This is a genomic window from Amycolatopsis aidingensis, assembly GCF_018885265.1.
GTDB lineage: Bacteria > Actinomycetota > Actinomycetes > Mycobacteriales > Pseudonocardiaceae > Amycolatopsis > Amycolatopsis aidingensis.
In genome coordinates this window covers 7,598,877-7,610,854 of record NZ_CP076538.1, presented here as the reverse complement: position 1 = coordinate 7,610,854, position 11,978 = coordinate 7,598,877, and the positions used below count along the sequence as shown (strand labels likewise).

Annotated in this window: 12 protein-coding genes; 8 read left to right on the top strand and 4 right to left on the bottom strand. The window is 71.5% G+C overall.

The window, feature by feature from the left end:
* Positions 1–125: 125 nt before the first annotated feature.
* Positions 126–536, top strand: a complete 411-nt coding sequence (locus tag KOI47_RS35110) for a hypothetical protein (protein ID WP_216212191.1) — start codon at positions 126–128, stop codon at positions 534–536.
* 12 nt (positions 537–548) lie between these two features.
* Here the strand turns inward: KOI47_RS35110 and KOI47_RS35105 are convergent, their stop codons facing one another.
* Genes KOI47_RS35105 through KOI47_RS35095 form a run of 3 tightly spaced genes read right to left on the bottom strand, consistent with a single transcriptional unit; the run spans position 549 to position 3,495 of the window.
* A complete protein-coding gene (locus KOI47_RS35105; RefSeq protein ID WP_216212190.1) occupies positions 549–1,223 on the bottom strand; it encodes a response regulator in 675 nt (224 codons plus the stop codon).
* Complete coding sequence (gene macS, locus KOI47_RS35100; protein ID WP_216212186.1) at positions 1,220–2,383, bottom strand: MacS family sensor histidine kinase; 1,164 nt, start codon at positions 2,381–2,383, stop codon at positions 1,220–1,222. Before macS ends, KOI47_RS35105 begins: the two co-directional genes overlap by 4 nt.
* Positions 2,380–3,495, bottom strand: a complete 1,116-nt coding sequence (locus KOI47_RS35095) for an AI-2E family transporter (protein ID WP_216217758.1) — start codon at positions 3,493–3,495, stop codon at positions 2,380–2,382. Before KOI47_RS35095 ends, macS begins: the two co-directional genes overlap by 4 nt.
* 282 nt (positions 3,496–3,777) lie before the next feature.
* On the opposite strand from KOI47_RS35095, the gene KOI47_RS35090 reads away from it, so the two are divergent.
* The 4 genes from KOI47_RS35090 (at position 3,778) to KOI47_RS35075 (ending at position 9,485) form a co-directional block, all read left to right on the top strand.
* Complete coding sequence (locus KOI47_RS35090; protein ID WP_216212184.1) at positions 3,778–4,875, top strand: hypothetical protein; 1,098 nt, start codon at positions 3,778–3,780, stop codon at positions 4,873–4,875.
* A 199-nt stretch (positions 4,876–5,074) separates the two neighbouring features.
* The gene (locus KOI47_RS35085) at positions 5,075–8,008 is read left to right on the top strand and encodes a beta strand repeat-containing protein (protein ID WP_216212181.1); all 2,934 of its coding nucleotides are present in this window, start codon (positions 5,075–5,077) and stop codon (positions 8,006–8,008) included.
* Between the two features lie 155 nt (positions 8,009–8,163).
* Positions 8,164–9,084 carry a hypothetical protein gene (locus tag KOI47_RS35080; protein WP_216212177.1) on the top strand — a complete coding sequence of 307 codons (921 nt, stop codon included), beginning with the start codon at positions 8,164–8,166 and terminating at the stop codon, positions 9,082–9,084.
* A gap of 8 nt (positions 9,085–9,092) precedes the next feature.
* On the top strand, positions 9,093–9,485 hold the full coding sequence (locus KOI47_RS35075) for a hypothetical protein (RefSeq protein ID WP_216212174.1): 393 nt from the start codon (positions 9,093–9,095) through the stop codon (positions 9,483–9,485).
* A 10-nt stretch (positions 9,486–9,495) separates the two neighbouring features.
* Here the strand turns inward: KOI47_RS35075 and KOI47_RS35070 are convergent, their stop codons facing one another.
* Positions 9,496–9,924: an SgcJ/EcaC family oxidoreductase gene (locus KOI47_RS35070; RefSeq protein WP_216212170.1), complete on the bottom strand. Its 429-nt coding sequence runs from the start codon at positions 9,922–9,924 to the stop codon at positions 9,496–9,498.
* 59 nt (positions 9,925–9,983) lie between these two features.
* Between KOI47_RS35070 and KOI47_RS35065 the strand changes: the two genes are divergently transcribed.
* The 3 genes from KOI47_RS35065 to KOI47_RS35055 all read left to right on the top strand — a co-directional run bounded on the left by KOI47_RS35065 (position 9,984) and on the right by KOI47_RS35055 (position 11,883).
* On the top strand, positions 9,984–10,622 hold the full coding sequence (locus KOI47_RS35065) for a TetR/AcrR family transcriptional regulator (protein ID WP_216212168.1): 639 nt from the start codon (positions 9,984–9,986) through the stop codon (positions 10,620–10,622).
* A gap of 65 nt (positions 10,623–10,687) precedes the next feature.
* Positions 10,688–11,467: an arsenate reductase/protein-tyrosine-phosphatase family protein gene (locus KOI47_RS35060; protein WP_216212165.1), complete on the top strand. Its 780-nt coding sequence runs from the start codon at positions 10,688–10,690 to the stop codon at positions 11,465–11,467.
* 11 nt (positions 11,468–11,478) lie between these two features.
* Positions 11,479–11,883, top strand: a complete 405-nt coding sequence (locus KOI47_RS35055) for a VOC family protein (protein ID WP_216212163.1) — start codon at positions 11,479–11,481, stop codon at positions 11,881–11,883.
* Positions 11,884–11,978: the final 95 nt, after the last annotated feature.

Sequence of the window (11,978 nt, the reverse complement as noted above, 5' to 3'; positions counted from 1 at the left end):
GTAGGAGTCGCGGCGGCGGCGCGGATCCGGGAAAATCCCCTAGAGAAACCCGCTACCTGACAGAGCGTCCGAGAGCTGCCGAGCCGATCGTGTCGCGCGTTTCCAGACAAGCACTGGAGGATCCTATGTCAGCGGTGACCCGGCTGGTGACCTTCGTCGATGTCGACCCGCAGGGCCCGGCGGGCGAGATCTCGGCCTCGGCGCGGCACGAGGCCGAGCTCGCCGACGGCAGCAGGGTGCTGCTGCTGGACGACCGTGGGTGGGGGAGCACGGCTCCCTGGCACACCGCTTCGGCGCAGGACCTGCGTGAGACGGCGCGCGTCGTGGTGGGTCCGGACGAACCCCCTCCCGGTTACTCGCACGAGCAGATGGCAGCGGACCACTGGGCCGAGCTGGCGCTGATCGCCCAGGAGCGGGGAGTCGCCGTGCGGGCGGCCGAACTCAGGGCGCTGCCGCACGAGGTGGTGCTCAGCAGCCGGGTACGCGCGCGGATCGGCGGCGCCACCGATCCGGACGGCCATCCCGCGGACGGCTGAGGGCCGTCCGCCCTACCCGGGGTCGTTCTCCTCCTGGTCCAGGCCGTGCTCGATGGCGTAACGGGCCAGCTCGACCCGGTTGTGCAGCTGCAGCTTCCGCAGCGTTGACTGCACGTGGTTCTCCACCGTCCGGTGCGAGATCACCAGCCGGTCGGCGATCTGCCGTGCGGTGAGCCCCTTGGCCACCAGCCGCAGCACGTCGGTCTCCCGGTCGGTGAGCCGGGGCGGCGGCTCGCCCTGCCCTCCCGGCGCCTCCGCCATCCGCCGGTACTCGCCGAGCACCAGGCCCGCCAGCCCGGGGGTGAACACGGTCTCGCCCGCCGCGACCCGCTGCACCGCGTCCACCAGCTCCTGCGCGGAGGCGGACTTGACCAGGTAGCCCGCGGCCCCGGCCTTGACCGCCTCCAGCACGTCGTTGTGCTCGCCGCTCGCGGACAGCACCAGCACCCTGGTCTCCGGCAGCTCCGCGGTGATCTGCCTGGTGGCCTCCACCCCGGAGGCATCCCCCATGCTCAGGTCCATCAGCACCACATCCGGCCGCACCGCGGTGGCGATCCGCACCGCGGCCGCGCCGTCCGGTGCCGTGGCCGGCACCTGGAAACCGTGCTCGGTGAGGTCGCGGGCCACACCGTCCCGCCACATCGGATGGTCGTCGACCACCATCACCGAGACCGCTGCGGCCGTCATCTCGCTCCCCTCCGTCTGCCCGGCTTCGGCAACCGGACCTCCCATTCGGTGCCTTGCCCGGGTCCGGTTTCCAGCGAGATCGTCCCACCCAGGTCGGACACCCGGCCCCGAATCGACTTGGCGACACCCAAACGGCCCTCCGTGGCCGCGGCCGCCAGCCGCCCCTCCGGGATACCCGGCCCGTCATCCCGGACGGTCACCACCACCTCCTCGCCGAGCTCCTCCAGCAGTACCCAGGCGCGTGCCTCCGGCCCGGCATGCCGCCGCACGTTCTCCAGCGCCTCGCCGACCACCCCGGTCAGCTCGGCGACCACCTGGCCGGGCAGCCGCACCTCCCCTGCCGGGGCGGAGACCTGCACCCGGGATGTCGCCAGCACCTGCAGGGCCGCGCGCAGGTCCGCGGTGTCGTCCCCGTTCGACCCGGCAGGCTGGGTACTGACCAGCGAGCGCAGCGCGATCTCCTGCTCACCAGCCTGCTTCGCCAGCTCGGCTGCCTCCCCGCCCAGCTCCGCGCCACGCTTGCGCACCCTGGCCAGCACCTGCAGCACGCTGTCGTGAATCGACCGGGCCAGCCGCTCCCGCTCCGCGGTGGCCGCCTCGGTGCGCATGGCCTGGGCCAGCATCGCCTGCGAGCGCCGGGCCGTGGTCGCGGTCATCCCGATCAACAGGCCGGTCGCGGTGAGCAGCACCCCGTCCCGCAGCACATCCAGGTCGACCTCCATCCGGGCGCCTGCCGTGCCGGCGGCCAGGGCCAGCCCGGCCAGTGCGCCACCCGGCATGCCGAACCGCGCCCCGGCCACCGCGGCCGGGGCGGCCACCCAGACCGTGGTGATCAGCGGATGGGCCGAGGCGTACTGCGCATCGGAAAGCACCAGCGGGGAGGTGAGCATCAGCCCGCAGGTGGCCAGCACGTCCAGCACCACGAGCCAGTGCTTGCGCCAGGACCGCCGGGCATAGGCCACGCTGGTGAGCACGGTCCACCCGGTCATCGCCAGCACCACCACCATGGCCAGCCAGGACCTGCGGTAGCCGTCGTAGTCGGCGGCGACCGCGGCGATCGCGAACAGCAGGGTGATCACCCGCAGCACGATCGTGCCCCACCACAGCGGGGTCGCCGGATCCCGCGGCGGACGGTCGCCAGGAACGAGGCGGAACCTCATGACTGCGACGGCTGGGTCTGCTTCTCCTCCGGTGGGTGCGCGCCCTCGTCGCTGAGCGCGTCCACCGTGTCCGGATCCGGTCGGCGCTCGGTGAGCAGCGACTTGATCCCGGCGTTCAGCACCGCCACCAGCGGTACGGACAGCAGCGCCCCGGCGATTCCGGCGACCACAAGGCCTGCCGCAATGGCAAGGATCACCGCGAGCGGGTGCAGCCGGACCGCCCTGCCCAGCAGCAGCGGCTGCAGCACGTGGCTCTCCACCTGCTGCACACCGATCACGATGGCCAGCACGATCAGCGCGGACACGAAGCCATTGGTCACCAGTGCCACCAGCACCGCGACCGCCCCGGTGATCACCGCCCCGATGATCGGCACGAAGGCGCCGAGGAACACCAGCGTGGCCAGTGGCACCACCAGCGGCACCCCGACGATCCACAGTCCGACGCCGATGCCGACCGCGTCCACGATCGCCACCGCGGCGGTGGCCCGCACGTAGCTCACCAGGGAGGCGAAGCCACGCCTGCCTGCCACGTCGACCTTGTCCCGGACCACCTCGGGCACGCCGCGCACCAGGAAGGACCAGATCTGCTCGCCGCCTGCCAGGAAGAAGATCAGGATGAACAGCACGAGCACGAAGCCGGTGAGCACCTGCCCCACCGTGCTCGCGGTGGTCAGTGCCGTATCGGTGATCGAGGCCTGATTCTCCTGCAGCAGGCTGATCGCCTGGTTGATGAACTCCTGGATCTGCTCCTGACCCAGGTGCAGCGGTCCGTTCAGCAGCCAGTTCTTGATCTGGTCCAGGCTCTCGTTCAGCTGCACCCGCAGGGCGGGCAGCCCGTCGGCGAGCTGGGCGACCACGAAGGTGATCAACCCGACCAGCACACCGAGGCCGCCGACCACCATGACCCCGGTGGCCAGCGGCCGTGGCACCCGCAGCCGCATCAGCTGCTGCACGGCCGGCGCGAGCAGCGCCGAGAGCAGCAACGCGATGGCCAGCGGGATGACCACCACGGACAGGTAGCCGACCAGCCAGACGATGACGTACAGCGCGGCGATCACCATCAGGAAGCGCCAGGAGAGCGCGGCCCCGATGCGCAGCCCGCGCGGGACCATGCCCGTGACGTCCGAGTCCTCCGAGATCACCGGGACGCGCGGCTTCGTGTCGCTCACGCACTGAGCGTATCGGTACCGGGCGACAGATGATCCGACTTCCCGGCTAACCGCGCCGATGCTGTGTCGATTACCGGTCGTGAGACCTGTTGCCTGGATTTGTGCCCGGCCCTCACGGTGTTTTTCACACGATTGGGCACTCAAGTCGCATTGAAGATGCGCGGTCATTACTCCGTTTGCCAATCTCGACCGCAACGCCCCACGGCAGACAGCGACGGGAGAACGGTGACCGAGGCAGCAGCGACCACCCAGCGCGCGATGCGCGCTCGCCGGTGGTGCTCGCGTGTGCTGCTCGGACTCGCCGGTGCCGTCGCGGGCACCGCCGCCGCCTGGGCGTTGTCCACCTCCCCCGCCGCCACGGCCGAGACCGCGCCGGATCAGGACACTGTGCACGCCGGGGTTGCCGAGGCCGCACAGCCGGCCAGGGCCGACCTGAACCCGGTCGCCGACGCGACCGCCGCCGGCCTGCGGGATGTCACCACCGGTGCGGCCGAGCTGGCCGGGGACGGCGCAGGCGCGCTGGCGCACGCCTGGCAGGAGGCCGCCTGCGACACCGTGACCGCGGTCCGGGACTGCGCCGCCCCCGGCGACACCGGCGGCCCGGTCACCAACGCCGGCTCCTACCAGCCGCGCGAGGCCAGGCACATCGACGGTGAGGTGGCCAGGAAGGTCAGCGGCGCGACGGCGGAGTTCGCCGAGCGGGCCGTGCTGCGGCCGGTACACCGGGTGACCGGCTCCCTCGAGCACGTCGTCCGCAAGCCGGAGGACGCCAAGCAGGTACTCGAGCGGACCCTGACCCCGCCGCAGGAGATGCGCGCGGTCGGCTCCGCGGTCCTCGGGTTGCTGGACCCGCAACGCCAGGACGACCTGATCCAGCTGCCGGGCCTGCCCACCCTGCCCGGTACGGGCGGGCAGCGGCCCGCGCCCGAAACCGAGACTCCGGTGACCACTGCCCCCGAACGCGCGGCAGGCACGGTCACCGTGGAAGTCCCCCAGATGTCCCAGCACCAGCTGGGCGGTGCTGCCATCGCCGACAAGGCACAGCACCTGTTCGCCGGTTCCGCCGCGGAGGCGCGGCAGGCCGGTGACTCGCGGAACGGCTCCGGCCCGGTGCAGCCGCTGCGGCTGCCCGCTGCCCCGGTGACCGTTCCGTCCGTCCCGGGCGGTTCGTCGCCCGGTGGCGGTCATCTCGACGGCCAGCTGTTCGGCGTTCCCGTCGGCCAGCTCGCCGCGCTGGACACCGCCGTCCTCGGCGACGTGTCCCCCGGCACCCAGAACGTGCCGGTTGAGCTGGGCGCGCAGCCCGGCGTCACGCCTGACTGATTATTTCCCCCGGGGTTGACCGGGCGCATTCCCTCGCCGTTTTCGCGAATGGGACAGCCGCGTCCGCGACCCGGATCTCATCCCCTCGCGGTGCGCGATCCAGCGCGCCAGCGACCTCGAGCCGGGTGCGCCGTCGCGCCCCGCGACGGAACACCCCAGAAACCCCGCAAGGGAAACCAAAGAAAAGGAGAATCTGCACATGCAGACGTGGGCAAAGCGTGGCCTACAAACCGCGCTGGTCACGGGTGGACTGCTGATGCTGGGTACCGGCATCGCGTCCGCTGAGGAAAGCGCCGCCAACCCGGATTCCCCGGCTGGGCCGCTGGACCTGGGCGTCGACGTCCCGGTCCAGATCGACGAGAACAAGATCGGCACCCCGCTGGGCGAGATCGACGTGCCCGGCTTCGAGGGCGAGCTGAGCACCGACCCGGTGCTGAAGCCGCTCGGCGCCGCCACCCAGTCGGCCGCCGCGGCGACCCAGACCGTCAAGGCCAGCGAGCCGGCCGGCCAGGCACGGGCCAAGCAGAACGGCACCTCGGGCGGCGGCTTCACCCAGACCGAGGACGCGTTCAAGGGCAACAAGGTGGACGGGGACGTCACCGTCCCGATCCAGATCTGCGGGAACGCGGTGGGTGTCGGCGGCGACGCCCAGGTGGACGGAGCGAGCTGCGACCAGTCCGTCAGCAGCCACGAGGACACCACCACCGACGGCACGCACTCCGGGCTGGCCGGGAACGTGGTCGCGCTGGACTGGGCCGCCCCCATCCAGCTGGCTGGCAACGGCGTCGGCCTCGCGGGCGGCAGCGGAGCCGTCACCGGGACCACCGCCTCGCAGGATGTCACCGAGACCGGCAACATCAGCACCAACGGCACCGGGTCCGGCCTTTCCGGCAACGTGGTGTCCGGGCAGCTGGCCACCCCGGTGCAGGTGACCGGGAACGCCGCGTCCTGGATTCTGGCCAACGCCTACAGCGAGGCCGAGGCGGAGACCGAGGCCGAGTCCGGTGGCTGGATCAAGACCAACGGCGACGGCGCAGGCGGCTCCGGAAACGTGGGTGCCGTGCCGATCGCGCTGCCGCTGCGCTTCAACGGTAACGCCGCGGCCGTGCACGGCTCGGACGCCGACTCGGTGGCCAGCTCCGAGGCCGATGCCGAGGCCGGCACCGCGACCACGCCGGGCATCAACGACATCGAGAGCTTCGTGCAGACCGGGGGCGGGGTCTCCACCCTGTCCGGCAACATCATCCAGCCGCAGCTCGCCGGCACCGGCAACATCGCCGGGGTCGCAGGCACCTGGGTCGGCAACGCCACCACCGGCAACGCCCTCGGCGAGGGCGAGGCAGGCACCTCCACCAGCGAGGTCGCCGCGGGTGGCTTCTCCAGCACCGCGGGGCAGAAGTCCGCTGGCTCGGCGAACATCGTGGATGCTCCGATCGGCCTTCCGGTCGAGGCCTGCGGCATCGGCGGCACCTACATCGGGAACGCGCACGCCGCGCACGACTGCAGCAACGACACCCAGACCGGCGGTGGCACCTACACCAACGGGGACGAGTCCTTCCTCGGCGGCAACGGCGCCCACGCCCCGCTGGCGGTCGCGCCGGAGCTGTTCGGCATCGCGGGCTCGCACATCGGCAACGCATCGGCCTCCTCGCACGAGGAGAAGAACGTCGAGGTCGGCGGCTACAACGGCACCTCGGGCAACGACTCCTCGGGTGGCGGGAACCTGGTCGAGACCCCGATCGCGGCCCCGGTGGAGGTCTTCGGCATCGGCGGCACCTACATCGGCCAGGCCGTTGCCGGTGAGGACGGCGGCGTCACCGAGAAGAAGCGGATCAAGGCGGGCGACGACAGCAGCACCGTGGACGACGGCGCGTTCGGCGCCGCCAACCTGGTCTCCGTGCCGCTGGCCGTTCCGGCGCAGGTGTTCGGCGTCGGCGGCTCGCACATCGGCACGGGCATCGGTGAGGCCACCAACGACACCATCACCGAGGCCGGTGGCGACCTGAGCGCCAGCGGCAAGGAAGGTGGCGCCTCCGGGAACATCGCCACCGCGCCGGTGGCGCTGCCGCTGCAGGCGCACGGCGTCGGCGGCTCGTTCATCGGCATCGGGAAGGGCTCCGCGGACAACCTGACCGACGCGATCGCGGGTGGCAGCACCCTGACCGACGGGCAGGACGGCGCGGTCGCCGGGAACATCATCGAGGCGCCGCTCGCCGGTGCCGGGGTGCTGTACAACTCCTCGGCCGGGCTGGCCGCGCTGGTCTCCGGCACGGGCACCAACGACGTGGTGGCCGAGGCCGGCGGGGACGCGACCACCAACGGTGATGGTGGCGGGCTCGCAGGCAACGTGGTCGCCGCGCAGATGCTGCCGATCGCGCAGGTCTTCGGCGACGCCGTTGCCGCGGCGGCCAAGGCCACCGGCGAGGGCGTGAACGCCACCGACGTCACCTCGGGTGGCGACATCACCACCTCCGGCGTCGAGGGCGGCTTCTCCGGCAACATCTTCGATGTGCCCGCTGCCGCCGTGGCCCAGGTGTTCGGCAACGCGATCGCCGCGGGCGGCGTGGCCGACGCGGTGGGGCACAACGTCACCACCGGCCAGGCCGGTGGCACCACCACCACGAGCCCGACCTCGCTCGGCTCGCTCGCCGGTGTCGACCTGCAGGCCCCGGTCGGCGCGGTCGCGCAGATCTGGGACGTGCCGCTCGCGCTGCTGGGCTCGGCCACGACCGAGGCCAGCAACCTGACCGACATCACGGTGGACAGCCAGGAGCCGCAGATCAACCTGCCGATCAGCGGGTCCGAACTGCCGGCCACCGGGCTGCCCACGCTGCCCGTGGGTGGCGCGGCCGCCGCGCGCAGCGACGCAGGCCTTCCGGCCACCAGCCTGCCCGAGCTGCCGGGCCTGCCGGCAGGCGGCGAGCTGGTGAACCTGCCCGGCCTGCCGGGTGCGCAGGAGCAGCGTTCGCTGCCGCAGGTCAGCATGCTGCCGGTGCAGACGCTGCCCGCGAAGCTGATGCCGCAGGCCGACCTGCAGGGCGTCCCCTCGCTGCGCGAGGCCGACCTGGCTCCGCAGGCCGACGTGCCCGCCATCGCGCAGCTGGACTCGCTGCGCACCATCCTCGGCGGGTGAGCGCGAGAAAGTTCGGCTAGTTCCTGAATAGCTGATCCCGGCCGGGCCCCTGATGCGAGCCACGCATCAGGGGCCCGGTCTTTTGCTACCCGCGGGGGACGCCGACGACTCCGTGGCGGGAACCGGTGCGGTGGTCCGTTTGCCAGGATCCGGGTATGACAGCGCCCACGGTGCCCAGGAGCCGACAGGGAACCCTCCGGTTCCTCGTCGGCTATGCGGCGATCCTCGGCACCTTCCCCTATCTGCTGCTGAAGATCAGCTGGGTCACCGGCGGCACGCTCGGGCTGACCGACCCCACGCTGGTGGACACTCCGGAGATGTACGCGGCGAACGCGTTCACCGGCGGGATGGACGCGGTGGCGATCCTGCTCGCGCTGGCCTGCACACATGCATGGGGACTGCGGTTACCGGCGGCGCTGGTGTTGTTCCCGATCTGGGTCGGAACCGGTTTCCTTGCCCCGCTGGTCCTCGCGGGCCCGTTGATCGGGATGGACTTCCTGCTCGGCGCGAACATGATGGCCGGGCTGGCGAGCTGGGTGACCCCGCTGGTCTACGCCAGCTTCATCTGGCAGGGCTGCACCCTGCTCACCGCGTTCGTGTTGTACGCGCGGGTGCGCTGGGCCCGGCTGTTCACCGCTCGCGCCGCGGCCGGCAGGCTCACCCTGCCCGGCGCCATGGGTATCGCGATCGCCATGGTCACCGGCTGCATCCAGGTGGGCTGGGCGCTCGGCGTGCCGACCGGGCCGCCCGGTGACCGGGGTGTCGCGGCACATGCGGTGGACGCGGTGCAGGGACTGCTGACCTTCGCCGTGGCTGGGGCGATCCTGGTGCTGGCGGCGGGCGGGCGCCGGGTGCGAGTGCCGATGGTGCTGGCCTGGACCGGTTCGGCCGCCATGTTCGCCCAGGGGTTCTGGGGTGTGGGCAGCGCGGGCGCGCTGACCGGCGAGTGGTCTACGTTGCTGGACCTCTCCCTGCCGTTGCTGGTGCACGCCGGACAGTGCCTAGCCGGTGCGCTCCTCGGGCTCGCGCTGGTGCGCAGGCTGGCAGCACTGCCGGAACCCGCTGGCGCGCCCTAGCATGGGGTATGACCCCCAGCGGGTTCCCGCTCGGCAACGTGCTGCTGTACCTGGCCGTCGTGGTGGCTCCGACGGCCGGGTTCTGGTTGCTGCCGAAGCTGGCCCGGCTGGTCACCCGGTTGGCCTGCCGGCGCCGCCGCGCCCAGCCGGACCTGCCGCCGATCGAACGGCTCGCCGCCGACCTGCGCCGGGTACACCGGTCGCTGCGCACCCTGCGCCAGGGTGCGCCGGTGGTCCGGCGCCGCGCCACCAACCAGGCCTATGACGCGCTGCTGGTCCAGGCCTGCCGCGCGGTGGAGGTGCCGCACCGGCTGGAGGCCGAGCTCGACGGTATCGAGCGCGCGGCCGAGCGGCTGCGGGTGGAGGAGGAACTGCGCCGCGCGGGCCTGGCGATCCCCTGAACCAGTCGTCTCAGGAACCCTGCCAGTCCAGCGGATCCCGCCGGGACAGCTCCTCGTCCTCGTTCGTGAACGCGGCCAGGCTGTCCCGCCCGGTGTTGTGGAAAGCCAGGATCTCGCCGTTTCGGATGATCTTCGTCTGGATCGCCCGCCAGCTTCCCGCCCGCGGCCCGGCGGGTACCTCCAGGGTGGAGCCGGTGTGCACCAGCCGGATGCCCTCGGCGAGCGGGCGGCTGCCCAGCTCGCGGATCTCCAGCCTGCTTCCCCGGTAGATGGTGTCGAAGATCTTCTGGTGCTCCCTGCCGATCACCTCCCTGCCGTGCTGCACCCGGCCCACCACGTCGACGAAGTCCGCGTCCTCGGCGAAGTTCGCGGCCCAGGCGGTGCCGTCACCCGCGTTCCACGCCCGGGCCAGTTCGGCAATGATCCGTGCGACGGTCATGGTCACCTCCGCTAGAATGACGTTTTGATTGTTGGAACAACGTTCTAAATGGAGCCTACATGACCGCGGACCTGCCCGGCATCGTCCGGCTGCGCGACCGGCGCGAGGCGCTGACCCTGCGCACCATCCTCACTGCGGCCCGCGGGCTGTTCGCCGAGCGCGGGTACGCCCGCACCCCGATCCGGCTGATCGCCACCGAGGCCGGGGTGGCGCCGCAGACGATCTACGCGCATTTCGGTTCCAAGGCCGGCGTCCTCGGCGGGCTGGTCGACCTGCTGGACGAGGAGGCGGGCCTGCCGGACCTGATCGCCGAGGCGGAGGGGATGACCGATCCGGTGCGACTGCTCGGCCTGCTGGCGCGGGCCGCCCGCCAGGTCCGCGAGCGCTGCGGCGATATCGTCCGGATCCTCGACTCGGGCGCCGCGGTCGACCCGGATATCGCGGCCACCAGGGCGGAGGGGCAGCGGCGCAACCGGCTCGGGGTGGAGCTGGTCGTCCAGCGCATTCGTGCCGCGGGGCACCGGATCCATCCCAGGGCGGCCGATATCGCCGTGGCGCTGATGAGCGCCGACGTGCACGACAGCCTGGTGCTGGATGCGGGCTGGTCCCCCGGCGAGTACCAGGACTGGCTGGAGGAAACCCTGGTCACGGCGGTACTGCGCGCCGGCCATGAGGGCACACCACGCATGTCCTACTGATCCTGCGCTGGTACTTCATCAAATAGGTTTGATGTATCAAGTTTATTTGATGTAATGTGCGCCACATGGTTCCCTCGGGTCAACTCGCCAGCCCGCCGACGTTCGTCCGGCTGGCCGCCCACCCGCTGCGCTGGCGGCTGCTGACCGAACTCTCCAACAGTGACCACCGGGTCCGTGAGCTGGTGGCCCGGGTCGACCAGCCACAGAACGTGGTGTCCTACCACCTGCGGCTGCTACGCGACGGCGGACTGGTCACCGCCACGCGCAGCAGCTTCGACGGGCGGGACAGCTATTACCACCTGGATCTGGACCGTTGCGCCGATGCGCTGGCCGCCAGTGGTGCCGCGCTGCACCCCTCGCTGTGCCGGGACGCCGCACCACCAGTTCCTCCGGCTGGGCAGCTGCGCTCCCGCCGTATCGCCGTGCTGTTCGTGTGCACCGGCAACAGCGTCCGCTCACCGATCGCCGAAGCCCTGCTGCGCCACCACGCCGCCGACCAGGTGACCGTGGCCAGCGCAGGCAGTCGTCCCCAACCCCGCCTGCACCCCAACACCATCCGGGTCCTGCGTGAGGTGTTCGGCATCGACACGTACGACCAGTGCCCCCGGCACCTCGACGCTCTCACCGGTCGCCGGTTCGACCACGTGATCACCCTGTGCGACAAGGCTCGCGAGGTCTGTCCCGAGTTCGGCAGCCACTCGCGGCGGGTCCACTGGAGCATCCCCGAGCCGGCCAGGGCCGACGACACCGACCAAGCCAGCTACGCCGCCTTCCAGCGGACCGCGGCAGACATCGATATCCGGATCCGGCACCTGCTGCCTGGCCTCGCCACCACCAACCGATAGGAGATTCCGCCGTGACCACACCCGATCACACCGCCAGCGTCCGTTACCTCGTTGACGATGTGCAGGCCGCGATCGACTTCTACACCAGCTACCTCGGCTTCACGCTCAACACCAGTGCCGTACCGGCCTTCGCCGACGTGCTCCGCGGCCCGCTGCGGCTGCTGCTGTCCGGGCCCGCCAGCTCGGGCACCCGCGCCACCCCTGACGACGCCACCACCGCTGGCCGCAACCGCATCCACCTCACCGTCGAGGACCTCGATGCCGAGATCACCCGGCTCCGCGACGCCGGACTGTCTTTTCGCAGCGACGTCGTCGCCGGGCCCGGCGGACGGCAGATCCTGCTCGCCGACCCCGCTGGCAACCTCGTCGAACTGTTCCAGCCCGCCCGCCGACCCGACCCAACGGCCACACCCTGACCAAGCCGGAATACCTGTTGGCGGACCACAGCGACCACTGCTAGTTTTCCGGCGACCGTGCGAGAGAACGAGGAGGTGGTACCCGTGAACGTATC

Coding starts and splice junctions, on each gene's coding strand:
- KOI47_RS35110 (WP_216212191.1), top strand. CDS start 126: ATGTCAGCGGTGACCCGGCTGGTGACCTTCGTCGATGTCGACCCGCAG.
- KOI47_RS35105 (WP_216212190.1), bottom strand. CDS start 1,223: ATGACGGCCGCAGCGGTCTCGGTGATGGTGGTCGACGACCATCCGATG.
- macS (WP_216212186.1), bottom strand. CDS start 2,383: ATGAGGTTCCGCCTCGTTCCTGGCGACCGTCCGCCGCGGGATCCGGCG.
- KOI47_RS35095 (WP_216217758.1), bottom strand. CDS start 3,495: ATGGTCCCGCGCGGGCTGCGCATCGGGGCCGCGCTCTCCTGGCGCTTC.
- KOI47_RS35085 (WP_216212181.1), top strand. CDS start 5,075: ATGCAGACGTGGGCAAAGCGTGGCCTACAAACCGCGCTGGTCACGGGT.
- KOI47_RS35080 (WP_216212177.1), top strand. CDS start 8,164: ATGACAGCGCCCACGGTGCCCAGGAGCCGACAGGGAACCCTCCGGTTC.
- KOI47_RS35075 (WP_216212174.1), top strand. CDS start 9,093: ATGACCCCCAGCGGGTTCCCGCTCGGCAACGTGCTGCTGTACCTGGCC.
- KOI47_RS35070 (WP_216212170.1), bottom strand. CDS start 9,924: ATGACCGTCGCACGGATCATTGCCGAACTGGCCCGGGCGTGGAACGCG.
- KOI47_RS35065 (WP_216212168.1), top strand. CDS start 9,984: ATGACCGCGGACCTGCCCGGCATCGTCCGGCTGCGCGACCGGCGCGAG.
- KOI47_RS35060 (WP_216212165.1), top strand. CDS start 10,688: ATGGTTCCCTCGGGTCAACTCGCCAGCCCGCCGACGTTCGTCCGGCTG.